Consider the following 25,194-nt stretch of genomic DNA (forward strand, 5'->3'; position numbering starts at 1 on the left):
ATTAGGTTGTCTGTAAAATGGCGACGTTATATTGGTAAACCTCTAAATGATTTAATTTCTCTAATACCAAAACTTGTATTCATTTCTTTTATATTTCCAATAGAACGAATCTTCTCCATTGATACATGATGAAAATCATCCATATCTTTGACCACTAATTGTAAAAGGTAGTCATATCTACCAGAAATATTATGGCAAGTAATAACATTATCTACTTTTAATATTTCTTTTTCAAAACGTTTCATTGACTCTTCTGAATGTAAATCTAATGTAATATTCATAAATGCATAAAAATTATATCCAATGCTTTTAGGTTCAATGACTGCTTGGTAGTGTTTAATGGCACTTTGCTCTAAAATTTTTAATCTTTTCCAACATGCGGGGGGAGATAAAAAGACTCGTTTGGCAATCTCTGCGTTATTCAAGCGGCCATCTTCTTGTAAAAGTTTAAGGATTTGTATATCAATTTTATCAAGTTTCATCTTACTGCCAACCTATAAATTTAGCTGAAATAGATTAATTATTATTAATTACAATTGAACTGTTTCATACACGAAAGGTGCTTTTTAAAAAAATCAATTATTATCAAAAGTATTAATACATGATATTTAAATAACTAAATTTTCTAAAATTATAATCTATATTTTTATCTAATAAAATAGATTTTTAACTCTTTGTTTATTAACTTTATTCTAGAGATTACTATAAGTAGTATAGTATTATCATTTAAGTACTCCCTAATGATACCCGCCTAATTCAACTAAAATAGTATCATTTAGTACTTGATCCTATCTATATGATTCAGTATCATTTGACTATACATAAGGGGAATTTTGATATCCTCACGTACAGGTCATCAGCTGTTAATGATTAAAAAAAGCCCGACATAATGGGGTCACTTCATAAGCAGGACTTTCTGGGGGAAGTAGGAAAAAGAAGGAGAGGTGTTATTTTTGTACTTTGACCGCTTCAGCCTTCATGGCTGCATCAATTTGTTCTCGCAGCTTAGTGGCGTGATGATCATCCTCTTCATCGGTTATGGTTTGGGCTGTGAACATAGCCTCACTTCCATAGCGAAGCGGTTTTCTAACCGCAACATGATGCGCCACCAGCCAATTCATGCGCCGGGCATCGTCTGCTAACGTGTAACAGCTACTTACAGGCTGAGCAAGCAATGCGGTGCGGTAGGCGTTCCAGCCTTTGCACTCAGCAATAGCTTCGATAACCTCTCTATCTTGGCTGGTAGTGTCGAGATCTGAATAATCGACAGCATCTGGCACTGCTGGCGCTGGTGGAACGGCGACATTGCATAGAGCAGCACGTAGACCGACCTTGATTTCTTCTAGTTCGTCGTTGCCGATACTGCCATCAGTCAGGGCGTGATGAAAGTCGAGCGCCATCCGTTCTGTTACTTGAACTGCCTGAGCCTCTCGGCTCGCCCGCCCTTTCCACCCTTCCCACATGGCCGCAGCCATCATAAACCAGACGTTGCCACAGCTGTCTTTTTTGTTGTCGAAGAACCAATTCACAAAGTCCATCGACATGGCGTTATCTTTGGCAAACTGCTCACGTTCGGTCATGCTATCGTTTCCTCTGACTGCCCGGCCAAAGCCAGGTGCTGTTGCAGTGCAGCCCGAACGATGTCAAACATGCTATTCAGGCGGATAAAGACTGGGTTCGGCACCGTCGGCCACGGCAGGTACCACGGTTCAGTGCTGAAGTATGGCACCTCACTGATCACTGAAGAATAGGCACAGACTGTGCTTTTGATATCGTCAGATCCGTCGATTTCCTCCCAGCACACACGGGCTTGGTCTTTGGATAACTCCCCTTCCCGGCGCAGGCGCAGCACTTCACTGAACATGAAACGCATATTCGCCTCATTGTCATTGTCGATTTCGCTGCTCACGTTACCGGCCATGCAATTGACCAGGTAATCATTGCCGCAGTCACAGAAAAACTGCTCAACGGAGCGGTCGCTCATTGCGAACCAGGAGCCTGTCCACGCCTTGCCCTCACACGTTATCGTGATTCGGCCACGCCCAGGCCCGTAGTTTTCAGTCACCACGCGGATCGGGTCAAAGTCCCGAAGCTCGCTGATCTCAAGGCTCATCACCTTGGTTTCAGTTACTTTCATCGTCATTACCTTTTGTATAAGTTGACTTTCATCAGCGCGCGGGTGGCTTAAGCCAACATCTACTGATCGGTTAGTTTTACCAGCAAATTCCACATCACAACTTCTTCATCAGTGGCCGGACAGCACCCACCGCCAGACTTCCATTGTTTGACCCAAATACCCGAACGGTCTTCAATGAAAAAATCCAGATCCTGGAGAATTGGATTTTCCGCTGGCTTCTCTTTTGCAATTGGCATGATTAACAACCCCAATAATTTTCAGAAAGATAGAACACGGTACTTTAACGCTTGAATTTTTGAGTCTAACACCGGGTTCACCTTCCGGGAATTACTGACATTGCTTTTAACTCTGCTTGATTTCAGTAGGCAGATCCGCCTCAGGTGAAGCACACATCGCCGCAGCATACTGACGGGTAGCGACATCAATGTCGTCTTCAGTCTTTTTCGCTGACTTCGGCCCGTTGTCTGGGTGGCGAAGGTGTTCACGGTAGATCGCAGGCCACTGCACTGCGAGCATCGCCCGCAGCTGTTCGTCGGTCGGTTTTTTCGGTACCAGCATAAACCCGACAGGAATATGCAGCGCTGGTGGAGCGGCAAACACCGGCACCGGGTTTGTAATGCGATCGGCACGGTCAGCCGGATAAATGAAGCCTTTGCCGTTTTCGGCATAACCCAATGGAGGCGCTTCCTTCAGTTCGGCCAGCTCTTCCAAAGCATCAGCATTATCCCGCAGCCGTTTCGTTTGCTCGGAATAGCCCATGTCTTCCCAGCGCAACGCCTCCAGACGAAATGCCGCAGCGCGCGTTTTTAACTGCTCTACTGTCATTGCCATTACGATTTCCTGTTTTGCTACGTCAATTAGAGGGTATGTGGCTTTTCAAACAGCTCACGGAACTGGTATGAACCATCGGTATGAATAGCCCGCATACGTTGGTACAGCGATTCGTTAGGGATGGAGTGCCGGCGCTCCACATACTGCGATCGGAAGAACTATACCGGTATTGATACTCCGCCACCGGCATAGGCGCTGTTGCCCTGTATAGTTCCGCCTCCACAGAGGCCTTTTCACGGCGCGCAGTGTCCAGGTCTGTCTGAAGCTGAATAACCCAGCGCGCGAGCTCACCGGTTTCATTCCGGAGGCGGCTCAGGTCTTGAATCTGGTATTTGTCAATTTTGCCCATTAGCAGGGAATCCCTTTTCAGTGAAGAAAGCCAGCCCTTCGGAGTACATCTGCTTCAGTTCAGCAGAACCCGGCTCAGCAGCGCACTCCGGCGACCATTTCGCCATGTCGGCCAGACCGACAACCAGCTTTTTAACGATCACACGCTGAATGTATTCCCGTCGCTCTTCCAACAACCAGGCAGAAGCTTCAGTCATGTAGAAATGCAGGGTCTTGGCGAAGCCCACTCGCTCTGTCGTTTCAGCCCGGCCAGCCAGATAGTCGCAGCGTGCGATCGCAATGCTCAGACCATCTTCAGTGAGTGCATAAGCACTATCCCCCTCGGAGTGGGTTACACCGGACTTCATCACGCAGTAAGCATCTTTATCGCGCAACACCCAAAATTTTCCATTCTCGTGAACGATGTCTTTTTCCTGCATGGGGTATTACTCCTGCTTTACAGCCGAATCGAAGTCAGTTGCCCGGAACGAACGGCAGGTATTGAAGATTGCCCAGCAATTGGGACAGTTAACTTTTGCGCCACGAGGTGCGGGTTTGGTTTCCATCGCCGTGTCGCTCAGGCCACCATCAAGGCCGCACAGAGTCGTATAGCCGCCACCCGTGCCCAAATCCCCCACGGGCAAGTGAACATGCTCTTCCCCGCCGTCTTCCAGCAAAGTCACAACAACCAGGCGGCTCATCGGGCATCTTCCACGACTTTGAAGTCGATCACCCAAACCATCGGATTGGCCTCCCAGCAGTCAACGCCGTGGATAACCGACCACTTACGGGCGAACACATCGGCCAGGCAGTCACCGCTGCGGGTATCCCTGATAGAACAGCCTTCCCTCAGCGCATCGGCATCACTGATGTCGCGAAGGGGCTCAATACGAACCGCCGTAATCTCCAGCGTAATTCGCGACTCAAACTGCGTCATTTGCTGCGCCGGAAACCAGCGTTTAACTTTATTGGCTGAGCCATCTTCAAGGTCTGCACGATAGACCAGTCGCACACCGCAATCGCCATAGGTTTCACGGACCCACAACCGATCGCCTACATGCCCGAAACGACAGAAAAACGTCGGCCCAAACTTGGGGGGCAAAACCTTATCCACCAGCGCGCGCTGGCGTTTGGTCAGGGATTCCGGGAAGGTATCGAGGCAGATTTCTTTGATCAGTTGGCGGGTTTGCACCTTCTGGCCGCTGTGGATTGCCCGTACCTGTTCGTCGGTGAAATTGATAGGAAACAGTTTCATGCCCTTTCCCCCTGCAAACATGCTGCTTTGGTTTCGGTATCATCCGTATGCTCATTAGGTACGAGCAAGCTGAATACCGCATGTGGACGAAGGCCAGTCTCGAAAAAGCTCAGTCGGCCGCGAATAGACACTGGCTTCAGCGTCTTGGCATCCGCCAGCGTGAAGCCTTTCGGCCCGAAGAACCACGGAGATTCGCTCTCTTCGACACAGCCTGTGATTGTGGCTACGCCGACAATCGCGCCGTAAGATAAATACTTTCTTTCAGGCAGCATCAGGGAATCGCCATATTTGGCGCGCAGGATCTCCCGCGCCTTTTCCATGTCGGCTTTGGATGCCAGTTGCGCACTGGCGTGAATGAGCACCGGTCCGCGCTGGTGGGTGTTCCAGCTGCGGTTTTCGATGTCCTTGTGGCCGTGAGTGATAAGCCATGCCCACGGCTGTCGGATAGATAATGCTTTCATGCTTTGGCATCCTTCGCTTCGGAGCGCTTAGCTGCACTCAAAATGGCTTCCACCACGGATTGTGCGATAACGGAGCTACCCAGACCGCCGACATATTTCACGATCTGTTCACGGAACGCCACAGCACCCGGAGCGCTGATCGTTTGGCTTATTTCAGCGCGCTGCGCCGCATCAATCACTTCATTAGCCCAATCGCGGTCGAACCCTGGCATTGCAGGCAAACGTGACACAACATCAGACGGCAGCGCGTCGATGTAATCGCGCATTGCAATGACAACTTCCAGCAGTTCGTTTTTCATGTCAGATCCTTATCGCGCTGATGGCGCATAAATTATTTATGGATTGTGTGGCGGTGTTGCTTGCCGTGAAACCAGTATTACCCCACCCGTTCAGCTGACGAAGTTATTGAAGGCGCCTATTTTATTGCTTACCGATCTGATTTTTGGCATGAGGCATGAGTGATGTATAGAATGGATATTTTGTGTTGGAAGGTTTGGCACTCACAACCTTCCATACACTTTAATTTGATAGTTGTCATTCGCTACAGTTGCGTTAATGAATTATAGTGAACGTCGTAACGGAATCTGTTATTACTCAGCTCAATTCATTTTTGCTAGAGGGGCTTATGGAATTAAATAAAAATGGCTATCCAACTGGCTTGCTAGTGCGGGCGGTTTGGGACTGTTGTGATGATCTTTATGAAAAACTTGGCCGCGCTCCTAGCCGTCAGGAATTTAACAATGAAATACGAAAACGTGAGCCCCATCGAACTGGTATTAGCACTCATTCTCGGCAATGGGGAGAATGGATTCGTTTTCATAACTTTTCAACTTATGTAGCAGACATTCCGGGGATTATTCCTGAAGAAATGCTTCATCCTCAATATCTTCGTGTTTGGTATGCTGTCACTCAGCTTAGTTCTGCTTCAGCAGTGGATATTGTCAAATGGATTCTTAATAGCAATGCTCCGTTAAAGGAATCTGAAGTTCGTATTCAATTAGATGCATTAACAGTTAACAGCAAGGCCAGATATAGATATCTTGGTAGCCGCAAAAATGCACGTTCTGATCAGGGCAGCCCATATGACTTATTATTCCGTACAGGAAAATTGAGAAATACAAGATATGAGCTATATGTTCAGGAGCTTCATGGAGTTTGGGATATTAGTGATGATGGCAAAACGCCAAAGCGCATTATTTCCCCTAGGCAATGTGATCGCTTAGTTGTGGAAGCTAGGGATGAATTATTTGCTGATTTATCTGAAGAAGAAGTTGATTCCCGATTAAAAGCTTTACGTGAAGTTGTTATTCGACAAGGCCAGCCAGCGTTCAGAAGAAAGCTGATTGAAGCTTATGAGGGTAAGTGCGCTGTGACAGGGTGTTCTATCCAAGTGTTATTAGAGGCTGCTCATATAATTCCCTATGAAGGCCTCTGGCACACCCAAGTCCAGCATGGATTGTTACTTAAAACAGACATTCATACTCTTTTTGACCGAGGCTTGCTTTGGATTGATTCCAAAATGTTAATTAGGTTATCTGATTTGTTAGCTGGAACAGAATATGCAGAACTTGATGGGCAAAAACTAAGATTACCAAGTGATAAACGACATTGGCCATTAGAAATTCACTTGGAAGAACATCGTCAATATTGTAATGAAGAATTAAATGAAAATTAATATCTTTTTTATTCCTTATTTACTGGAACTCCAATCAACCCCCGATGTTCTGTTATGAGGAAAGCAGAGCTATCGTACTATCTTTGGCAGCCTTATCGTGCCAAGTATGGCATATTCAAGAGGGGGAAACCTCTGAAAGGAGATATAACCAATGTTTCGTGTTGATGTAGAAAATAAGTCATTAATCAAACTAAAACCAACAAGCTTTTCGGAGCTTGGGCTAAAGGAACGCTTTGATATTCAGGAGTGGATCGAAAAAAGTCCAACTATTTTAGGCCAGGAACTCCTTGTTATTGGAAAAGAGGTCACCCTTACTTCCAACAAGCGTCTTGATTTGCTTTGCGTGAATAAATCGGCAGCACTTGTTATTGTAGAACTAAAAAGGGATGATTCAGGCTCGTCCGTTGAATGGCAGGCAATAAAATATGCATCGTATTGCTCAAGCCTTTTACCCAGTGAGATTTTTAAGCAATACGCGTCGTATTTAGGTAAATCAGAATTTGATGCAACAAAAGAAATTGAGCAATTTATCGATGCTGATATCACGTCACTTAACACTAAACAGCATATTATCTTGGCCTCAAAGGAGTTCAATTCGGAAGTCATCTCAGCAGTATTATGGTTGCGAGAATATGGTGTAGACATTCAATGCACTCGCTTGGCTCCATATGTTGATTCCAATGGGGAGCTATTTATTAAGCCTGAAACGATTATTCCGTTACCGGAGGCTAAAGATTATATTGAACGAAAAGAAGTTAAGCAAAGAGTCATTGCTTCAAGTCAAGATGATTGGACTGGTAGTTGGTTCGTGAATGTAGGTGAATGCGAATATAGAACTTGGGATGATAATAGAAAATTTGGATTCATTGGCGCAGGTCAAGGGAAAGTGTATTCATCTGCGCTTAAGCGACTTGCAGTTGGTGACAAAATTTATGCTTACATGAAGGGATGTGGTTATGTCGGTTTTGGAGAAGTAACCAAATCAGCAGTTATGATTCGCGATTTCATTACTGATTCAAATGTTCCTCTTCTCTCTGCCGGATTAAAAGCGCAATACCCAGACGAAAACGCTGACAATGAAGAGCTTTCAGAATGGGTTGTTGGTGTTCGCTGGATCAAACAACTTCCGAAAGAGCAGGCGAAAACGTTTTCAGGCGTCTTCGCGAACCAAAATGTCGTTTGTAAATTACGGCATGAGCAGACATTAAAATTTGTACAATCCCAACTTGGTCAGTAAGAACTGCTAAGTTGGGACTATAACTGCCTACTTTCACCTTTCAGTTCGCTGATCATCTGCTCAGCCAATACCGCCGCAGAGCGCGCCTGGTTAATCAGCGCCGTGCTCATGCTGTCGTCCACTAGCTGATTAGCGCGCTGGTACATGCGAGCAACAAAGCGCTCCAACCCAGCGATTTCAGCCCCAGCCAGCAAAGGTGCAACGCCTTCAGTCAGCTGGTTAAGCGCTTCGTGCATACCGTCCACAAAGCCTTCGCAGTAGTCGCCGCTTTTACCTGTGCGATCGCTCACGCAGTCCATATCATCGCCATCCAACATCCGGCGCATCGTTGCCTTCAGGTTGTTCATTGGCCGTTCCCTACATGTTCCGCCAGCACAAGGAGGCGACGACCGACGGCCTTGACAACTTCCTGGCTAGTTTCACGCGTCATTTCCTGCGCAATGTTACCGGCATGGTTTGCCGCTGCGATGGTGGCATCCTTCTTGATTTTCCGCAGGCCGCGTTCAATCGCCGGGTAGTCCGTGTTGTGGAGAGCGTCGTTTGCGATCATAGCCGCAGTACCGGCCGCGCCTTTGTCCGTCACGTCGATGTGCTCAAGAATGGCCGCATGAGCATCTTTCAGCATTTTACCTTCAGCCATCAGCTGTTCCACTTCAGACGTCGGGATGTAACCTTTCGTCGGGCTGTTTTCCAGTGCAGGCATCAGTGCATAGTCACAAACCTGAGTGATGTGACGGCCCACGCTGTCTTCCGGCCCCACTTCGCGCAGGTCGGTCTGACTGGCGCGTTGCACGACGATACCCCAAACAACCTGGTCTGTTTCTTCAGGCCAGCCGTCACAGGCCTCTCCCCGGTAGTAGTCGATATGCTCTTCAGCGGCTTTTCGGGCTTTGTCGGCGCTGTCGTGCTCATCGTAACCGCCGTCGGTACTGTAGGAGAAAAACTCCAAACCGTCGGTCACGCGCTTGAGCTCTTCCACCAGATGGATGTTCTCAGCGCGCATCTGCTCGCCTTCAGTCAATTTGCGCGCCAGATAATTCACCAGCGGCTCGTTGACCTTCATGTCGCGAGGAATGCATTTGCCGTCCAGCAGACCTTGGATCTCAATTGGTGTCATCTTTCTTCTCCTGATATACCAGTTTGCCAGTCAAAATGGCGTCGCGGATGGTGTTGAACTCCTTCGCCCAATACTGCGAATCGACGAAAATTTCCAACTTGTTGTAGTCGTGCTTTTTGCGTTGAATGAAGGCCTGCGCGGCTTCGCGCGTGAAGTGTGCGTTGACGTATTCCCACTCCCAGACGTAGCCGGTTACGGTATGCTCTGGTAACTCGCCGAGCACATCCCATTGCTGATCGACGCGAATAGCCAGAAAATCAGCTTGGTATTCGGCCTGGCATTTTTGGTTGAGCTCGTTTCGCTCGTCCGTATCCAGGTCATCCCAGTATTCTTGGGGGCTAAACCAGCGAGCATCATCTATGGCCACCAGCCGGTCTTCGATGTAGTCCATATCCAGCCCCGTGATCAGGCGTTTCTTTTGAACGACGAACAACGGGTCTGCGGTACAGTGCTCATCAACGCCTTTGCCGACGCAGTGATATTTCAGGCGGGAGACAAAATCAGCCCAGGTTTCCGCGTTTAATGGCGCACCGGTCGCGAGCGAGGGTTTCTGTTCAGTAGTCATTGTTTCGTTTTTCCATCCAAAGGGCGCTTATATTCCACAACCAGTATCGCCCCGCCCTCTCAGCCAACGAAGCTATTGCAGGTACAAAAAAAGGGGCTTTCGCCCCTGTCATTTGCAACATGACCAGAAATGTTTGGCGTGCTCTCCTGGCAATGTATATTGCTTCAGCGGCGAGACGAACTCAGTCAGCAGCGGATCCCTCATCCAGACGTTGAACAGCGTCGTTAACGTGAGCACTTCATTTTTAAAGCACTCACCTTCAGCCAGATCGCGCGCGCGGATGCGGGCTTCAGGCGACAGTGTTTGCCCCGCAATCTTCTCCAGAAAATTCACCAGTTCTAAAGGGATCCGGCCTAGCGATGATGGTGCAGGTGGCTCATTTAACAGGTGAGTGATGATTTTGAGCCAATCATCATTGTTAACGACCACCAGGGGGATATTGCCAGGACGGAAATACTCAACCGATACAGCCCCGCCGTCATAGGCCTTAACCGTTGCACAATCGGATAAGACAGCCCTGTTTTTGCCTATCACATAATACCCCTGGTGATCGCTGTGCGTGCAGGTGTGAATTATCCGCAGCCCCGCTTCCAGTATCTGTTCGCTGGTGGTTTTAGCTGGTGAGTGGCTCATTACTGCATATCCTTTTTTTCCTGCCGACGGTATAGCGCTGTAACGATGAACACAATCAGCGCGGCCATAATGAGTGGGTTTTTAAACGGTGGTTCAAAGGGACCGAAACCGATCACGATCGGCCCGCCAAGGGCACACGCCCACAGCGATAACCAATAGATGGTTTCAGGGAAGTTCTCTCGGACAGAAGGCCTGGAAAAAATGAGAACATGAGAAACCAGCGCAATCGCGACTCCCATCCACAGTGAGTTGATATCCAACGCTCCCAGAATTCCCGCGACGCCTGCACCAAACAGTGCGTATGCCAAAGCGGCATACTGAACCAGCATGGCAAGTTCCCGACGGTCGGCTTTTTGCTCTTCCGTTAATTTCATCTTTTTCTCCAGGGTTAATGAATGAGGGAAAACTTATCGCTAACCTGCGCCATGTAGCGGATCATCTCAATCCCTACCCACTCGCCGACGTAGGTGCTGACACCGTTACCGATCTGCTTATACGCGGAGGTATCGCATACCGGGAATTCAAACCAGTCTGGAACCCCTTGCAAACGTGCATATTCACGCACTGAATACGGACGCGCTCCCAGAGGGAAACGTTTATCAACGACTAATCGTGTCGATTTATCCTTTGCATAGTGAGCTACACACGTCGGCGCGATATCGTCTTTGGCCGGGTCGCTAATGATGGGTAAATCGCGATATCCGCCCTGTAGGCGTGTTTCTACCGACTTAGGGATACGAACATCCGGGTTATCCTCTAAAATCGCGCTGAGGGGGATTGGGCGCGTATTTTCCGGCGGGCGGATATCGAACGGGCGTCGTGTGCCAATGATGATCAGGCGGTGCCGACGCTGCGGTACCCACAGCTCAGATTTCACGGGGCAGAATACCTGAATGAAATAGCCCGCCAGCTTGGTCATGGCTTCCATAACGACCGGGAAAGCCTGCATGCCCGGCACGTTTTCAATGACATAGAACTCAGGCCGGGCGACAGCCAGGTGGCGCAGTGCGTGAAGGAATAGCTCATCACCCGTTCGCGTGCCGTGGATGTCGCCGATCGTCGAATACTTCGTACAGGGATAGGTAAACGACATGCCGTGGCAGCTATCCTGCTCCAGCACCATTTCCTGTGTGATATCGCAGTGTTTGATATGGTCGCCCAGGTTGTGGCGATAGGTCTTAACGGCATCTTCGTCCAGTTCGAAAGACTGGGCGATCTGAATACCGGCATTCTTCAGGCCGATATCCATCAGCCCGGCACCGCAAAAATAACTGTTCATCAGAACTGGTGACATTCGACTTTCCTCAGAGATGGTCGATGATTTCTATGGCTATGCTCAGCCATATTGCACAGAGAGAAAGTGACAACATCACGCGGTAACGTTTAGGAATGTCATTCTCGCTGTTGAATTGAAAAAGGGCCCAACCGAATATCACACTCATCAGCCCAAGAAGAAAATAACCCAGGGTAGCGTGCCCTTCTGGTGTTTTACCGATAGCCGATAAAATCTGGTTTAAATGGCCCATTAATGACAAATCGCCTTAAGGTCTAAGCAAAGTTAATCCAAAGAATTGTGGCAATTGCACCCAGCCCAGCAATTCCGCCCGCCACCATCAGACCCAATGATGGGCGAGGGATACAGCACGCTACGACGAAAAAGAGGATGAAAAAGGCCAACATAACAATGGCAAAGGGTGAAATGCCACTCGCTCCTGATACAAAGTCGTGTACAGTCATTATCGATACTCTTAGTGATTGGTTTGACGTTCAGCGGCATACAGGCGAGCCAGAATGCCATCCAGCGCGCCATCCAGCGCTTTGTAAAACGAATCTGTGCCAGCCATTTCGTCACGCATATCCAGCAGCGCTTCCAGCTCGGCATCGTCGATCGGCTGCACGGCATTGCTGGTGGCCGACACTACTTCGCCCGCATCAACAGGAACCCCGGCTTTAAACAGTACGTCGATAGCGTCCTGTCGGTACATCACCGGACGGCCGGAAGGCGGCGTCCAGTTGATAGGCTCCAGCATCACTTTCATTTCGACTTTTGCATCCACCAGCGCTTGTGTCAGCTCGGCGAGCAAGACAACGTCAGCCCCGCTTGGTGGTTGAAGCCCTAAGGCTGGAGGGATTGCGACGGTTTGATAGCTCACGGCATTCACCTTCTTACTTGGCTTCGCCAGGAGCCGAAAACAGTTCAGGCTCGCGCATCTCGATCATGACACACATCCGGGTATAACCAGAGATAGCATCGCCTTCTGGCTTTCCGTCAATCAGCGCCTTGATACAATCGGGGCGATAACCCGACCAGGACACCGCTTCGCCTGCATCAGGCTCCACCAGCACAACCGGCGCAGACTTGAAGCCCATATTGCGGAACAGCTCGCGATGAATTTCGATGCTGCCTTCTACGAACTCAACACCGTTTGCGGCCAGGCGCTCTTTGGTCATACGGCAAGGCTGGCAATTTGGGAGGCTGAAGATAATGACTTTCATGGTGACCCCTGTTATCGGTTAGTTTGTTTACCTGCAACCAGTATCCCCTCCCCCCAACGGCTGACGAAGCATTTGACATAAAAAAAGCACCTCGAAAGATGCTTTTATTTTGGTATTTTAAAACGCCAGGCCCGCATGATGTTTGGTGGAAAAATGGGGGGCGCTGCAACCGTGCTTTTACTGATAATTGGAAAGTGGTTGACCGATCATCCCAGTGACCTTCAACAGTTCTCCAGCGGTGACTGTGCGCAGCATTTCGGAGCGCCCGAACTTAACGTAATCCTCACGGGACATGGTTTTGTAATCCGGATGTGGCCTGTCGTTACAAAGCTGCCAATTCTGGTCAGCGCTATCGCGGCGAAGCACGAAGACATCGACCGACATGTGCAGGCCAGCGCCAAACATTGCCGTAGCAACAATTTTTGCCTGCGAACCATCATTGCGCTGAATAAGCTGTTCCGCTTTGGTGACCAGTTCTTGTTCTTTCATTTTTCGTTCCTCAGCTGGTGGTTGTCATAAACAGGGGGAACCCCCCTGCCCTATTGGTTATGGACGGTCTTCCAGTGCCAGGATCTGTTTATCAATCGCCTGAAGCTGTGCAGCGAAACGCTTTTCGATTTCGTTACGCAGTGCCTGATAGGCAAGTAGCTTGGTCGAATACAGCGGCAAGCCACCGTAGAATTCAGTTGGGTTACCGGCCGCGCCGTGTGAGTTAGGTTTTGACCAGGCCGGATAAATAGCAATGGTTTCACCTTTGAACGAACCGATCTTGGCAGCGTCGTAGGTAAAGCCAGTAGTTTTACCTGAAGCCGGGATAGCAATATCAGGCTGAACCTGATCAGTAACACGCAGAGCAGCAAGAAGAGTTTTCATGATGATTCCCTTATGTTGTTTGTTTTGTTTACCTGCAATCAGTATCATCCCACTCCACCCGCTGACGAATAGCTAAAACAAAAAAAGCACCAAAAAAGGTGCTTTCTATGCATAGTGGGATTTGCCTTACAACGACAGTTCGTTAATCCTGCCCTCCGGCCGTTTACCCAAGGTCGTCATCTCGCCGAATTCAAAGAGGCCGCAAATCTCTTCCCCGATCGGAGCCACCAGCACGCGCCAGCGACCTGTACCATTCTCACCCCAAAGCTTAACACCAGCAGCGTCCAGCTCTTCTTCTGTGGCGAAGAACTTTGCTCCTTCCAGTTTATCGACAGCGATCAGTAACTGGCTATCTACCGTAAAGCATATCCCGTGCTGGTTCATGAAGAACAAACGACGTTGTGCATCACGGGTAGAGATAATAGTTTCCCCGTTTGGTAGCGGGGTGGCTGAAGTGGTTTTCACACTAATCAACCGCCCTGCTTTCTCCAGTCCACCGATCAGGATACCTACGGCATTGGTCAAATCGCTGTAAGGCGGCAAACCCACCAGCTTTTGGAAAGCCATACGTTCATCGTGTGTTTTCAGCTCCGTAGTGCGAGTATGAATTTTACCATCGTCGTGATCGGCTGCGCCCTGCTCTGCCAGAATTTTTTGCAGCATCAGGTTGCCTGCTGTCCCAGGGTCATTCCACAGTTTCTCGCCCTTCAGTAGGTTTTCGGCAAACAGGCTGCTTGTGGAAAAAGGTGCGGGCACTTTGCCTACAAACTGAAATACCACAGTGATGACACTTTCATACTTTTCCATTACACACCTATTCATTCGTTTTGTTTACCGAATGATACCACTATCTGATCACACGGCGAAACGGCGGAAGCGAGTCGAGAATGTTCTGGCCGTACCGTGTGTTCTTGATGCGAGAGTCCAGTATCGTCACTGCACCTGTATCGGTCTCGGTTCGGATGAGTCGCCCCACAGCCTGGATAAGTTTGATACACGCCTGAGGAACGGTTATTTCTTCAAAGGTGTTACGCCCCGCCTTCTCCATCCACTCAGTCATCGTCTGACTAACCGGATCGCTCGGTACGCTAAATGGCAGCTTGGCAATAATCACGTTATCGCAGTAATCCCCAGGCAGGTCCACGCCTTCACTGAAAGAGGCCATGCCGAAGATAATGCTTGGCTCGCCACGATCAATACGCAGCTTATGACGGGAAACGATTTCCGTTTTCGGCATCGTGGTCTGCATGAGGATGTGCTCTTTGATGTCCTCCGGCATACCCTCACACACCTCTGTCATTTGCTTGCGGGATGAAAACAGCACCAGACATCCTTTACGCCGTAACATCAGCTTAGGCATCAACTCGATCAGCTCATCGGTATGCGCCTCGGCATTCTTTGGGGTACTGCGCATCCTGGGTACGAACAGAACACCGTTGTTCTCGTAGTCGAACGGGCTTCTCGCCAGCAACGTTGGCGTGTCCATTTTCAAACCCGCTTCATTCAGGTAGGCATTGAAGTTGCCCATTGTCCGCAAAGTCGCTGAAGTAATGATCACCCCATAGGCTTCGTTCCACAGCTCTCTATCCAATTGCTCACCAGCATGCACTGGGCTGCTATGAATAATGACCTCGGATTTATTGTCACGCTTGATGTTTACCCAGCGCGCTACCGGTACTGCAAACTCACCTTTCTTCGCCGGGGCAGCAAAACGACTCATCGCTTCAAGCAAGTTTTCTACACGGTTCTTTAAATCACCGATAGCCATTTTGTGGCGGGCATTATCCTCAGCGACAATTTTATCGCCTGCCTCATCAATGATGATTATCATTTTCTCAACCAAACTCTGCATTTGGTTTGCCAGGTACAGCCCGTTTTTAAACAGTGCGCGCACATCATTGGGTACGTCACCTTCAGGGAACCGATAGACGTCAATGTTACCGTGGTCGTTCCGGAAGTTGAGTGAAGATAAAAGAGTTCCGCGAACTGTCATCATCTCGGCAGCCGTGTCCGATGCCAGCGCCACCAGCTTGTAAACGTGGTCATTCATCTTCTCACCGTAAGGGGTCTGCATGTCCATCACCATGTCACTGACGTCACCCAACCAGCGCGCCGTGTTATCCAACGAGGCATTTGCGGCAAAGTGCTCAATGGCCTTACTTGTAAGGTGATGGCCTTCGTCGAAAACGTAGATGGTTTCTTTCGGCGGTGGCAGGATGACACCACCACCCAAAGACAGATCGCTCAAAACGATATCGTGGTTAGCTATCACCACATCGACTTCTTCCAGTCGGCTACGCGCGGCAAAGAAGGGGCAGTTTTTGTAATGCGGGCATTTAATCTTAGGGCACTGGCTGGCGACCGCATTAACTTTGTTCCAGGATTTGTCGGCAAGCTCCAGCGGATATGTATCACGCTCACCATTCCAGTCACCACTTGCGAATTCGTTACCCAGACTCGTCATGTCGTCGCGAACGTAACCATACGCATTATGCTCGGCATCGACGTGCGCATCGTAGCGCAGTCGGCAGAAGTAACGGCCACGACCTTTCGCCATAGCGTATGAAAATTTAAGACCGCCCTGGCTTTGGATTTCCGGCAGGTCTTTAACGACAACTTGCTCCTGAAGCGCCACGGTTGCTGTAGACAGAACGAGAGTCTTTCCCTTTTCCATCGCCAACGGGATCAGCGGCAGGCAGTACCCCAGCGTTTTACCGGTGCCGGTACCGGCTTCAACTACACCGACAATAGGCTTGTCGTTATCTTCGGGAATGTTGGTAATGATGGATGAGCAAAAGCGGATCATGTCTTGTTGACCAGCACGCGGCTTCAGTCCCTTGGATTCCAGGAAGTTGCTGTATGCTTTTGCCGTTTGTTCTTCGGCGGTCAATTTGGTTTTGCTGCTCATCGTTCTATCCCATAGATTTATTATTTACTGATTTAATTTTATCGCACCACCAGCGCTGACAAAGTGACATCCAAAATTAAACCGCCACAAAGGCGGTTTAGTTCACTTACTCCACAAACCAGAGCGAGGCAAGATAGGCGCACCCGGCAATCTTTTGTTCGTGCTTCGGGTCGAAGCTTTTCAGGATAACCACGATATGCGCCAGCGCCCATTTCAGTTCGACACCTTCCTTGGCTGCTGGTGGGCATTCAAGCCCGTGGTAAAACCAACGCTCAATGAATGCAATCCAGGGGTTCTTTCCCTGTTTGAATTCGTCAGGGATGAGATCCCATTTTGGCAGAAACTTTTCAATGTCCGGAGGCCCAAATGCCAGAATGACCTGTGTGATGTTCTCGTTCGGCGTCCACGTCTTCATGATTTTCCTTTCCAGCGTCAGGATTTGGTTTTCAGTGATTCGGCAATTTTGGTGAGCACCGCACGCAGCTGAGTTTCATCGGCGATGATAGCCGGGATGGCGTTCAGGCATTCCTGGGGCAGGTAGATATTACCGAAGAATACCAGCTGATCTTGAGTTGGTTGGAAGCTGCAAATCCACTCCCAATCGTTATTGGTTTCCCAAATACACAGCAACTCGGTACCGTCGTTATTTTCGGTCGTCAGTTCCAAACCGCGACGCTCGGCAAAGCTATGGGTTGTCTTTGAGATCTGCATTTTTAATCCACGAGTAAGGGCGGTATTGAGTTCTATTATCCAGCAGTTCTACAGTTGACGAAGGGGGATGGAGGTGTTTTTTGTTTTGGCGAACAAGGGGGTGGTTTTTATTGGTTTTTCTTCTGCTTTAGTTGATATTCTATCGTAACACGCTGTTTATTAAGCGATTTTAAACTTTGGTTTTTTTGGCGAAAAAAATGGTTTTTGCTACAGGAAATGAGGGGAGGGGAGGGCTGTAAAGAAAAAGCCACCGGGGTAGGTGGCTTAGAAAAGAACTTACTCACTGTCTTCCTGAAGACTTTTTGTTAGCTTCAGACGTATCAGACGCTCTATGTCTTCGACGACTTTTTGATTGAGCCTGTTAAACTCAAAGCGGACTTTCCGGCCGTTACCACTGTAACTGATTCGTGCATACTGATCCTTGTTCTCGAATGCGACAATATCAGATGTTTTCCATGCAGCGGCGGGCTTCGCTTTATCAGCCATGATTTCCAACATAGTGGCTACTTCTTCCAGGATATCTTTCTGCGTCTCCTGAATATTCTCAACAGGCTTGTCCTTACGGTTGTCTTGGACTTCCTGGCACAGCTCACCAATGTCGATCATTTCCTTCTTCGCCGAACCCTGCACCTTCGCTAAACGGCTATAGAAAGTATTCGGGATACCTTCGCAATCTGGGAACAGAGCGATCAGGCGAGGGTCGATTTGGGCAGCTTGAATCCGCTTACGGACAGACTCGGTACTAATGCCGATATGCTGCGCAAGTTCCTCATTGGTCGTGAAACCATTCTCTTCCATCAGTTTCAAATACTGCATACCAACTTCGCGATACGAGAATTTGCGAGAGCTTTGTGCGGCGCTGATGATAGAGAAGATATCTTCGTTTGAGATATCGTTTGGTAATACCCACAGCGGTAAATCAGCTGATAGCTTTTCACAGCAGTAGCGGCGTCGGCTACCTTCAATGAGTTGATAGATTCCATCTACGCGGACAGCGATACCTTCGGTATCCACCCCTCTTTCCCTGATCTGCTCAAGGATGTCACGCATGGAGTTCTCGTCGAGCGCTTCCTGGTTGCGTGGGTTGAGGGCGTGAACCACTGTTTGCTCAGATACTTTACTGCCAGGAACGACAACATGCTCGGCATCGACTTTACGGCCATCTTTTAAGGTGAATGTTCTCTTAGGTGCGCCTGCACCCCGCAGTGGTGGTAATCCGCTTTTTTGCTCAAAGCCGGTTCGCTTGCCTGCACCCAGATACATATCCTTGCTTGTGCCTCTTTCTACGTCGGTCATTTTTATTTCTCACTTTTCGCCGAAAAACTTTTGATTTCATTAATAAATTGCTGATACACAGAAGTGACTGACATTTCTGCCATGTCAAATTGTTTTGCAGGGCACAGGTCTTCTGACTTCTTGATATCCAAGACGGTGCGGCCTCGTTCGGCCGCAGCAACAAACGCTTCAGAGTGTTTGATGTTCGTAGTCATAAACTTGTCCTGCACAGTTCGCACCAGCTTATTCAGAGTGCGAACTTCGTGCTGGCTTTTATCATCGACATTAACAGCCAGCACCTTCATCCATTTGATGTTTTCACCCCTGGATGGAAGTTGTTGCAGACGAGCGCCGATCGTCAACATGTAGTTCGTCGTGGATGCAAAGTCATATTCACGCGGAGTGATAGGAACGAGAAGGGCGTCGGCGGCTTCGTTCGTAGACCAGATAATTGGTGAGTCCTGCGGTGGGGTGTCGATGAAGATTAGGTCGTAATGCTGTTTCAGCACAGGGATAACAACATCTCTAAAGCGCGTTAAAAGCGTATTGCGCTCTTCCTTGTTCAACCGCCAATAGGTATCAGTAAAACGGTCATCAGTAGGGAAGGCCGTGATGACGTCCATATTTGGCAGGTGAGTGCTAAACGGAATGTTGGCAATGATGTCCGCTTCTGAGTAACCGGCGTTGATGTACTGTGAGAAATCACCCTCAGGCTCGTATTCGGCTAACAGCACATCAGTGATAGTCAGATAGATATCATCTTCGCTGGTGGAGCGGATCAGGTTGTTACCGATAGACCCTTGGGGGTCAAGGTCAATGATGCAGCAACGCGCGTTCAGATTTAAATCCAAAGCTGACGCCAAGGCGATCGTCGCGGTCGTGGTACTTTTGCCTGTACCACCTTTGTGGTTTTCAACGACGATAACCCGAGACTCATACATGTCGGAGTAACGGGGCGCGCCCAACTCATTCATGATGGCCTGCACGTCAAATCGTGTGTAAAGGTGGTTTTTGTTTTGGAAGATAGGCTCACCAATAATTTTCTGATCTTGTAACTCGGTCAGAATTTTAGTGAACGTATTACGTGACTTGCCGAAGAAATCAGCGAGCATCGTTTTGTTCAGGCAATGGTTATAAATGAGTCTATCTAAGCCATCTACCTGCTCATCAGTGACCTTGATGGTATTGGCTTCGGTGATGGATTCTTTCAGAGAAATTTGCTCGGCTTTCATTCGCTGGCCGATGACCAGGATTTGATCAAGAATTGACATAAATAGCCCTCTAATTGTTTTTCATTATTATTAATGCAAATTGAGCGCAAGACAAGGTAAAAGTGCATTGTAATGCACAATTATTAAATATTCGCATCGTGAATGTCAGGGTGGGGGTTGGCGAACAAGGGGGTTGTTTTCACATTTAAAAGATAGGTCACCCCCTCCAATGCACTGGCATTACTGTGTTTGAGAGGGAATGTACGTTTGACGAATTATTGAGTCTGTAACGCAGCGACTTCCGCTCTTGTGGCAAGGCGCTGACTACCAAACAACCCCTTGATCAGAACAGGTTTCTCTTTTTTCCATCCCTTGATGGAGTTCAAGCCAAACGGCTTCGGCTTGTTGTGATTCCAGCTTGCGATAACACTGGTCTCATTGACCTCGACGATCAGGACAGGGTGTACAGACACGGTGGGAATATTCGTGCTCCCCAGTTTGTGGCGAGTGATAGACCATACGGTATCGCCCACCTTCAGTTTGCTAATGACCATAGCAGAGTTCCCGGCAGATAAAATGAAGCCGCCCGCAGGCGGCTGGTGGATGGACGTTAGGAGTTAACCCAGCTGGTGGTTTGCTCCAGCGCGAACTTAACGATGTCACATTGGTAAACGTGCCCCTCGTTAGCATCGTTCGCGATCTTAGCGCCGATAACTTCAGCCACTTCGTAATACCAGATGCCCGGCCCTTCTTTCCCGGTGAAGGTCTCATCGCACTCTTCAACGATGTCGATAGCCAGTTCACGGATCCAATCGGCACATTCGATTTCACCACCACCAGCAACGTTGAAGTCGATACGTTCCTGCGCGGTGTCATCATTCACGATGAGTGGGACGCGGGTTTCGTTGAAGCTGCTGAAGATGAACATCGCGACCAGAGTTGGGTTCAGAGACATGGTGTATCCTCGTTTGTGTTATCAGTTGTTGGACTTCCAGTATCCACCAGCACCAACCGGTGACGAAGGCAAAAGGATGAAAAAAACATATTTATTACCGCTGCATCACTTGAGGGTTACCGCAGTTCCGATATACAGCATGCCGCCGTTCAGGAGTGGTGTTGCTTTAACACCGTACACGGCATTCGCCTCGCCATTTGACGCCTCGGATGCAGCCGCACTTAATTCCTCCAATGCGACGCGAGCTTGCCTTGACGGTATCACTCCCCGCCTATTGGCTTCAAAATTAGCGATGACTTGAACCATCCCATGAATTTTTTGTATGGCATAAATATCAGGAATGAGATCGGTTGTAAGTATCAGCATTGTTCTACCTCACGCGACTTGATTCACTCGCTACGCAGCGGGTGGAACTTCTTTAACGACCAAGATCTCAACTTCAGCGCCCTGTTCCTTTTGCGTTAACTCGACACAGCGCAACGCCGCAGATTTTGCAGAGCACCACGAGTGCGCATACCAGTCACGCTCTCCAGTTCGGCAGGCAACAGCATGGGTAGCTTTCCACGTCAGTTCCGCTTCTTGCACTTTGCCATTTGGCAGTGTGCAGTAAAATTTGCGCAGCCCCTTTTTCATTTGTCACCGTCCTGTTGGGCAATACCCAGAGCTGCGATCTCTTTGCGAATATGGTCAAAGCCAGCCCCAGTATTCACATCATAATCACTGACTACCGCATTCAGCACCTGTACCTGTTCGGCTGGAGTAAGGGCGCGTTCCAGGGAAAGGTCAGAAGCAACATCCGCGACGTTTTCGAGCGTCAGTGTATCGATGGCAATCATCTGGCCTTCTTTGAAATTGCTCATCAGATAATTGATCAGGTACTCACGAGTGCCGAAATTCATACAAATTCCTCAGATTGGGAAATTAGCCCCCGTAACCGGAGGCGATACAATTACGCTCGACGGCAATATGCCTGTCTGAGTTTAAAGGCTTCTTCAGCAAGATTGAATGCCACGTTAGCCGCTTCGCTATCCCTCGGCCCCGATGGACGGTTATTGTCCCAAAGGGTAGATGCCACACCCGTAAGCGCGCTTGCCAAGAGTGAATCGAAAACAGCTTGTTCCTCGTCAGAGGTGATGATTATCTCATATCCCATTATTGCCTCGTTATTGGTATAGGGAAGGGGGAGTGACCGCCGGAGCGGTCAGTCGTCAGTCAATTAAGCTGCGAGGAACGTGATCTCATACGAACTCAGTTTATCGTCACGTTCCATGCCTTCAGTCAGCGCGATGATTTCTTGCCAGAGGGCTTTGGTCTTCTCACCGCCACCTTCAACCATGCCATCGACCTTCAGGTAGCGTTCTGGGTGGGTGACGGTCAATCTGCGCTTCACGGGATCCCAGCCACTGTAATGACTGATTTGAATATCGATATCCGCCAGCTTTTCCGGCGCGGTACGTTTGAGGTTAAGCACAGCATCGAAGGTAAAGACAATACGGTCGTTATTGTCTTCGGTGTCGTACCAGACCGTGTAACGAGGCTTCTGACGCACACCGCGACCGGAGCGACCCCAATTGGTCGTGTGCTGACGGATGGATAGCAGGGTACGTTTATGGGAAGTGATACCTGCGTAACGTAACAACTCAGCTAAAGTATGCATCGGTTTTCCTCGTGTTATTTGTTTTGTTTACTCATTAAATTCTCACACGACCCGAACTGCTGACGAAGTGAATCACGATAAAAAATACGCGCCCTTTCATCCCATTCCCCAGGAAAACCAGAGCCAAACTCTTGGCCGCAAAATTGGCAAGCAGACATACCCCGCTCGACGCGCGTTCGGGCAGGGTATCGAGTTTTGAAATGGCTAATCAGTGTAGGGATTTCACCAATAGGCCGTTATCGCGGGCATGTATTAGCAAAGCATTGTGCCGTGACTGTACATCTGCCAAGTCACTTACGCTGCCGTTAGTGATCAGCCAACCATTGGTGCCTGGGGTGCTGTATTGCACCATGCGCTTGCCACCCGCCTGAGTGTAACGGTGTGCGCGCACCTCTATACCCTGAGGAAACATACCTACCCCCTAACTTCGCTCAATGAGGAATTGCATAGCATCATCGTTGCTACGCAGAACAACGTCTTTGTGCTCCACCCACTTGAAAGCACCGTTACTGCATTGGACAGGATCCCTGACAATCAGCGAACCATCAGCGCCAATGACATACTCATACCCAGCTTCTGCAATTGCTAAGCGATAATTGGAAGCCACCAGCATTAACAGTGTGTCGAATACTCCAGAGGCCAAGGCTTTTTTAGCGGCTTGAATGCGTGCCGATGTTCCGGCGTTTGGTTCCAACTGCTGAATACGCGTTGCATCTTCCAGGAGCATTACGATCAGGCCCTTCAGTTCGTCAATCATGGAGGTAACTCTCAATGCAGGGTGCCCCGAAGAGCACCGAGGGTTTTATTCAGGCTTGAAGTCCGAAGGGACGACAACGCGGAAAAAATCGAAGTCCTGCACGGTGGCCTTACGCATGTCATCCGATGGGGTGATCAGCTGCGGCTCCATAGACAGGCACGCACCTAACTGCGGCTTGCTTGCCAGAACGCCTAAGATGTTCGGTTGCTCAGGAAAGGTATAACCAAATGTGTGGCCGTTCTTGACCCAGTATGTACCGTTGATTGCGCTCATCGCTTTTGTCCTTACGCTGGTGGATCTGTGGGTCAGATAATGGTTGATGGCACGCTCAACGAACGAGACCGGCAGACCACTGCCATGCGCCAGGCGCTGAGTGTTAGAACGAACCAGCTCACGCTCATAACCAAAGCTGCTGCTGTAGTGGTACCACAACGTGCGACCTTTCTTGAACAGGTCGGACTCGTTTGCTATGCGCATGAACTGAGCCGGAGTCTGGCTCGGGCGTTTTGGTTTTTGGTTGATAGCGTTCATAGTAATGACCTCGATAACTGTTATTCGTTTTGTTTACTGCCTCTAAAAACAGTATCACCCACGGGTAACCGCTGACGAAGCGAATCGAAGGAAAAAAAGATATTTTTTTGAGAGGGGAGGGCAAAACAGAATGGGGGAGATCCCCCCATAGTTTAGATGGCGTATTACCGTTCGGTAATGCTGGTGGCATTTTGCATTCCGGAAAGTTTCACCCAGGCCATAACTTGTTCTTTGTCCAACTGGCCGCTCAGGGTGATGTAAGCCGGAGCGGCAACCAGGAGCGAATTACCGATAGAGAAATGGACGTTCACATCAACGCGGGACGCCCAAGGTATAGCAAACCAGAACACGGCATCGAATGGGGAGTGGATATTGATGCCATGTATCAGCTTCACTTCCCAGCGAACACCATATTCACCTCTGATGCCACGATAGAGGTGACCACGATCGCAGGCCCAGTCATCACCATCTACGTCACGCCAGATAAGCAGTTTATCATCTACAGCCTTAACGCTAGCCCCATAACGGGATAACAGATTCAGGATGGCCGCTGGTTCCTTAGCGAGGATGCTTTCAAGAACCACTCGCGAATCACCACGAACCTGTGTCACCGTCACAGTATCGTTTTCACCGAACCAAACTTGATGACCACTTTCTGCCAGGTGAGCAATCAGATTTAACATTGTAACTCCATGTGTTAATTATTTTTGTGTTAATAGTTAACCATGACCTTTACCGCTGACGAAGTTAAAAGGACGACAAATTTGGAAGGTGTTAAAACGGGGATTAATTGCAAAGAGATTGGCAAACCACATCATGCTTAGGTCTGCCGATATGAATGGCGCAGCAGATCTCAGTTTTTGCAGTCGAGCTTTTTGACGAGCCAGCGCTGAACCGGGAGGGTCTCTAACTCCATTTCAATGGTACATCTCTGGTCTGCAATGATGGCTTCATAGGTTAACGTGTCTTTAGAAACCGTACCCTGGGAAATGAAAATCTTTGCATTTGCTAAATAATCAAATGCAACCTTGCGAGCGATGTGCTCGTTCTCTTCGTTCAGATGCAGTTTTGGCAACTCACCCTCAGCCGTAGTAGCTTGAGCCAATGTAGGTAACGCAAGGGTCAGCGACAATAAAATAAGCAATCTTTTCATTGGATATTAACCTGTTGGGATTATAATCTGCCGAAGCATATCATTTCTGATATACCTCGGTTCTGTTTTTTTGGGTTATCCGCCAGGGTAAAGCAACTCGAAACGTTGAAGGAAAGCAACGCGGGCTTCCTCCGCCGGGAGAAGTCGTAACCCCATCAAATCCGCTGGTGGATATTTAGCGGGATCCGGAAACGCCTGGGCACCATGTCGGCCGAACATACTCATTTCAGTTGCGAGCATACGCAAATCAGCCACTTTCACCTCCGGCGACTCCACCAGCGGCAAACCATACTTTGCTCGAATAGCGCGATCGACACGACCTTCGATTTCACGGTAGTCCGGCAAGCGCGCTTTAAGAGGGCTGCTCACATCACCGCAGTATGCTTCACTGGCATCATGCATCAAGGCTTCGAACGCAAGATGCGGTTT

General features: G+C 49.0%; 42 protein-coding genes and 1 pseudogene. 2 read left to right on the forward strand and 41 right to left on the reverse strand.

Going from position 1 to position 25,194, the window contains the following annotated elements; all coding sequences use genetic code 11:
* Positions 1–26: 26 nt before the first annotated feature.
* From PSF67_RS19975 to PSF67_RS20020, 10 genes are all read right to left on the reverse strand, one after another.
* Positions 27–482, reverse strand: a complete 456-nt coding sequence (locus PSF67_RS19975) for an Lrp/AsnC family transcriptional regulator (RefSeq protein ID WP_237072372.1) — start codon at positions 480–482, stop codon at positions 27–29.
* A gap of 465 nt (positions 483–947) precedes the next feature.
* Complete coding sequence (locus tag PSF67_RS19980; protein WP_052219367.1) at positions 948–1,580, reverse strand: hypothetical protein; 633 nt, start codon at positions 1,578–1,580, stop codon at positions 948–950.
* Positions 1,577–2,137, reverse strand: coding sequence for a hypothetical protein (locus tag PSF67_RS19985; RefSeq protein ID WP_052219368.1), 561 nt, complete (start codon positions 2,135–2,137; stop codon positions 1,577–1,579). The genes PSF67_RS19980 and PSF67_RS19985 overlap by 4 nt, the downstream gene beginning before the upstream one ends.
* Positions 2,138–2,196: 59 nt before the next feature.
* On the reverse strand, positions 2,197–2,373 hold the full coding sequence (locus PSF67_RS19990) for a hypothetical protein (RefSeq protein ID WP_162762197.1): 177 nt from the start codon (positions 2,371–2,373) through the stop codon (positions 2,197–2,199).
* A gap of 106 nt (positions 2,374–2,479) precedes the next feature.
* Complete coding sequence (locus PSF67_RS19995; RefSeq protein ID WP_042847123.1) at positions 2,480–2,968, reverse strand: hypothetical protein; 489 nt, start codon at positions 2,966–2,968, stop codon at positions 2,480–2,482.
* A gap of 335 nt (positions 2,969–3,303) precedes the next feature.
* A complete protein-coding gene (locus tag PSF67_RS20000; protein WP_042847127.1) occupies positions 3,304–3,735 on the reverse strand; it encodes a hypothetical protein in 432 nt (143 codons plus the stop codon).
* Between the two features lie 6 nt (positions 3,736–3,741).
* Positions 3,742–3,996 (reverse strand): hypothetical protein, encoded by a 255-nt coding sequence (locus tag PSF67_RS20005; RefSeq protein WP_042847130.1) that lies wholly within the window; start codon positions 3,994–3,996, stop codon positions 3,742–3,744.
* Entirely contained in the window at positions 3,993–4,550 is a 558-nt protein-coding gene (locus PSF67_RS20010) for a hypothetical protein (RefSeq protein ID WP_042847132.1), read from the reverse strand. Before PSF67_RS20010 ends, PSF67_RS20005 begins: the two co-directional genes overlap by 4 nt.
* Positions 4,547–5,011, reverse strand: a complete 465-nt coding sequence (locus tag PSF67_RS20015; protein WP_052219369.1) for an ASCH domain-containing protein — start codon at positions 5,009–5,011, stop codon at positions 4,547–4,549. The genes PSF67_RS20010 and PSF67_RS20015 overlap by 4 nt, the downstream gene beginning before the upstream one ends.
* Positions 5,008–5,310 (reverse strand): hypothetical protein, encoded by a 303-nt coding sequence (locus PSF67_RS20020; RefSeq protein WP_042847133.1) that lies wholly within the window; start codon positions 5,308–5,310, stop codon positions 5,008–5,010. Before PSF67_RS20020 ends, PSF67_RS20015 begins: the two co-directional genes overlap by 4 nt.
* A gap of 326 nt (positions 5,311–5,636) precedes the next feature.
* Here PSF67_RS20020 and PSF67_RS20025 point away from each other — a divergent pair, with 326 nt between their 5' ends.
* Positions 5,637–6,686, forward strand: a complete 1,050-nt coding sequence (locus PSF67_RS20025) for an HNH endonuclease (RefSeq protein WP_052219370.1) — start codon at positions 5,637–5,639, stop codon at positions 6,684–6,686.
* A gap of 151 nt (positions 6,687–6,837) precedes the next feature.
* Positions 6,838–7,923 carry a hypothetical protein gene (locus tag PSF67_RS20030; RefSeq protein ID WP_042847135.1) on the forward strand — a complete coding sequence of 362 codons (1,086 nt, stop codon included), beginning with the start codon at positions 6,838–6,840 and terminating at the stop codon, positions 7,921–7,923.
* 17 nt (positions 7,924–7,940) lie between these two features.
* On the opposite strand, the gene PSF67_RS20035 is transcribed toward PSF67_RS20030, so the two are convergent.
* From PSF67_RS20035 to PSF67_RS20185, 31 genes and pseudogenes are all read right to left on the reverse strand, one after another.
* Positions 7,941–8,270 carry a hypothetical protein gene (locus tag PSF67_RS20035; protein ID WP_042847137.1) on the reverse strand — a complete coding sequence of 110 codons (330 nt, stop codon included), beginning with the start codon at positions 8,268–8,270 and terminating at the stop codon, positions 7,941–7,943.
* Positions 8,267–9,040, reverse strand: coding sequence for a hypothetical protein (locus PSF67_RS20040; RefSeq protein ID WP_213914251.1), 774 nt, complete (start codon positions 9,038–9,040; stop codon positions 8,267–8,269). Before PSF67_RS20040 ends, PSF67_RS20035 begins: the two co-directional genes overlap by 4 nt.
* Positions 9,027–9,605 carry a hypothetical protein gene (locus tag PSF67_RS20045; RefSeq protein WP_237072369.1) on the reverse strand — a complete coding sequence of 193 codons (579 nt, stop codon included), beginning with the start codon at positions 9,603–9,605 and terminating at the stop codon, positions 9,027–9,029. The genes PSF67_RS20040 and PSF67_RS20045 overlap by 14 nt, the downstream gene beginning before the upstream one ends.
* 108 nt (positions 9,606–9,713) lie before the next feature.
* Entirely contained in the window at positions 9,714–10,238 is a 525-nt protein-coding gene (locus PSF67_RS20050) for a hypothetical protein (RefSeq protein ID WP_042847142.1), read from the reverse strand.
* Complete coding sequence (locus PSF67_RS20055) at positions 10,238–10,612, reverse strand: hypothetical protein (protein WP_042847144.1); 375 nt, start codon at positions 10,610–10,612, stop codon at positions 10,238–10,240. The genes PSF67_RS20050 and PSF67_RS20055 overlap by 1 nt, the downstream gene beginning before the upstream one ends.
* 14 nt (positions 10,613–10,626) lie before the next feature.
* Positions 10,627–11,532, reverse strand: coding sequence for a DNA cytosine methyltransferase (locus PSF67_RS20060; RefSeq protein WP_080750912.1), 906 nt, complete (start codon positions 11,530–11,532; stop codon positions 10,627–10,629).
* A gap of 10 nt (positions 11,533–11,542) precedes the next feature.
* On the reverse strand, positions 11,543–11,764 hold the full coding sequence (locus PSF67_RS20065) for a hypothetical protein (protein ID WP_042847145.1): 222 nt from the start codon (positions 11,762–11,764) through the stop codon (positions 11,543–11,545).
* A gap of 22 nt (positions 11,765–11,786) precedes the next feature.
* Positions 11,787–11,975, reverse strand: a complete 189-nt coding sequence (locus PSF67_RS20070) for a hypothetical protein (RefSeq protein ID WP_042847147.1) — start codon at positions 11,973–11,975, stop codon at positions 11,787–11,789.
* A gap of 11 nt (positions 11,976–11,986) precedes the next feature.
* Complete coding sequence (locus PSF67_RS20075; protein WP_042847149.1) at positions 11,987–12,391, reverse strand: hypothetical protein; 405 nt, start codon at positions 12,389–12,391, stop codon at positions 11,987–11,989.
* Between the two features lie 13 nt (positions 12,392–12,404).
* Positions 12,405–12,734, reverse strand: a complete 330-nt coding sequence (locus tag PSF67_RS20080; RefSeq protein ID WP_052219372.1) for a glutaredoxin domain-containing protein — start codon at positions 12,732–12,734, stop codon at positions 12,405–12,407.
* Between the two features lie 177 nt (positions 12,735–12,911).
* The gene (locus PSF67_RS20085; protein ID WP_042847150.1) at positions 12,912–13,223 is read right to left on the reverse strand and encodes a hypothetical protein; all 312 of its coding nucleotides are present in this window, start codon (positions 13,221–13,223) and stop codon (positions 12,912–12,914) included.
* Positions 13,224–13,280: 57 nt separating this feature from the next.
* A complete protein-coding gene (locus PSF67_RS20090) occupies positions 13,281–13,655 on the reverse strand; it encodes a hypothetical protein (RefSeq protein WP_042847151.1) in 375 nt (124 codons plus the stop codon).
* Between the two features lie 78 nt (positions 13,656–13,733).
* Positions 13,734–14,414, reverse strand: coding sequence for a hypothetical protein (locus PSF67_RS20095; protein ID WP_052219373.1), 681 nt, complete (start codon positions 14,412–14,414; stop codon positions 13,734–13,736).
* A 40-nt stretch (positions 14,415–14,454) separates the two neighbouring features.
* Entirely contained in the window at positions 14,455–16,515 is a 2,061-nt protein-coding gene (dinG, locus tag PSF67_RS20100) for an ATP-dependent DNA helicase DinG (protein WP_072035186.1), read from the reverse strand.
* A gap of 106 nt (positions 16,516–16,621) precedes the next feature.
* Positions 16,622–16,930 carry a hypothetical protein gene (locus PSF67_RS20105; protein ID WP_042847153.1) on the reverse strand — a complete coding sequence of 103 codons (309 nt, stop codon included), beginning with the start codon at positions 16,928–16,930 and terminating at the stop codon, positions 16,622–16,624.
* 17 nt (positions 16,931–16,947) lie between these two features.
* Complete coding sequence (locus tag PSF67_RS20110) at positions 16,948–17,226, reverse strand: hypothetical protein (protein WP_166268101.1); 279 nt, start codon at positions 17,224–17,226, stop codon at positions 16,948–16,950.
* A 276-nt stretch (positions 17,227–17,502) separates the two neighbouring features.
* The gene (locus tag PSF67_RS20115) at positions 17,503–18,522 is read right to left on the reverse strand and encodes a ParB family protein (protein ID WP_042847158.1); all 1,020 of its coding nucleotides are present in this window, start codon (positions 18,520–18,522) and stop codon (positions 17,503–17,505) included.
* A gap of 2 nt (positions 18,523–18,524) precedes the next feature.
* Complete coding sequence (locus PSF67_RS20120; protein ID WP_042847160.1) at positions 18,525–19,772, reverse strand: ParA family protein; 1,248 nt, start codon at positions 19,770–19,772, stop codon at positions 18,525–18,527.
* A gap of 215 nt (positions 19,773–19,987) precedes the next feature.
* On the reverse strand, positions 19,988–20,266 hold the full coding sequence (locus PSF67_RS20125) for a hypothetical protein (protein ID WP_042847162.1): 279 nt from the start codon (positions 20,264–20,266) through the stop codon (positions 19,988–19,990).
* A gap of 56 nt (positions 20,267–20,322) precedes the next feature.
* On the reverse strand, positions 20,323–20,667 hold the full coding sequence (locus PSF67_RS20130) for a hypothetical protein (RefSeq protein WP_042847164.1): 345 nt from the start codon (positions 20,665–20,667) through the stop codon (positions 20,323–20,325).
* 105 nt (positions 20,668–20,772) lie between these two features.
* Positions 20,773–21,033, reverse strand: a complete 261-nt coding sequence (locus tag PSF67_RS20135; protein ID WP_042847166.1) for a hypothetical protein — start codon at positions 21,031–21,033, stop codon at positions 20,773–20,775.
* A gap of 30 nt (positions 21,034–21,063) precedes the next feature.
* Positions 21,064–21,300: a hypothetical protein gene (locus tag PSF67_RS20140; RefSeq protein WP_042847168.1), complete on the reverse strand. Its 237-nt coding sequence runs from the start codon at positions 21,298–21,300 to the stop codon at positions 21,064–21,066.
* A complete protein-coding gene (locus PSF67_RS20145) occupies positions 21,297–21,566 on the reverse strand; it encodes a hypothetical protein (RefSeq protein WP_042847169.1) in 270 nt (89 codons plus the stop codon). Before PSF67_RS20145 ends, PSF67_RS20140 begins: the two co-directional genes overlap by 4 nt.
* Positions 21,567–21,616: 50 nt before the next feature.
* A complete protein-coding gene (locus tag PSF67_RS20150; RefSeq protein ID WP_042847172.1) occupies positions 21,617–21,820 on the reverse strand; it encodes a hypothetical protein in 204 nt (67 codons plus the stop codon).
* Between the two features lie 63 nt (positions 21,821–21,883).
* Entirely contained in the window at positions 21,884–22,324 is a 441-nt protein-coding gene (locus tag PSF67_RS20155) for a hypothetical protein (RefSeq protein WP_042847174.1), read from the reverse strand.
* 208 nt (positions 22,325–22,532) lie between these two features.
* Entirely contained in the window at positions 22,533–22,715 is a 183-nt protein-coding gene (locus tag PSF67_RS20160) for a hypothetical protein (RefSeq protein WP_162762199.1), read from the reverse strand.
* 30 nt (positions 22,716–22,745) lie between these two features.
* Positions 22,746–23,051 (reverse strand): hypothetical protein, encoded by a 306-nt coding sequence (locus tag PSF67_RS20165; protein ID WP_162762190.1) that lies wholly within the window; start codon positions 23,049–23,051, stop codon positions 22,746–22,748.
* Between the two features lie 75 nt (positions 23,052–23,126).
* Complete coding sequence (locus PSF67_RS20170) at positions 23,127–23,612, reverse strand: hypothetical protein (RefSeq protein WP_237072366.1); 486 nt, start codon at positions 23,610–23,612, stop codon at positions 23,127–23,129.
* 164 nt (positions 23,613–23,776) lie between these two features.
* Positions 23,777–24,295, reverse strand: a complete 519-nt coding sequence (locus PSF67_RS20175; RefSeq protein WP_042847185.1) for a hypothetical protein — start codon at positions 24,293–24,295, stop codon at positions 23,777–23,779.
* Positions 24,296–24,465: 170 nt separating this feature from the next.
* Entirely contained in the window at positions 24,466–24,765 is a 300-nt protein-coding gene (locus PSF67_RS20180; RefSeq protein WP_042847189.1) for a hypothetical protein, read from the reverse strand.
* A 75-nt stretch (positions 24,766–24,840) separates the two neighbouring features.
* Positions 24,841–25,194: pseudogene (locus tag PSF67_RS20185) on the reverse strand (HD family hydrolase); the annotation flags it as partial.

Origin of the sequence: Providencia sp. PROV076 (assembly GCF_028483405.1) — a bacterium.
GTDB classification, from domain to species: Bacteria; Pseudomonadota; Gammaproteobacteria; order Enterobacterales; family Enterobacteriaceae; genus Providencia; species Providencia huaxiensis.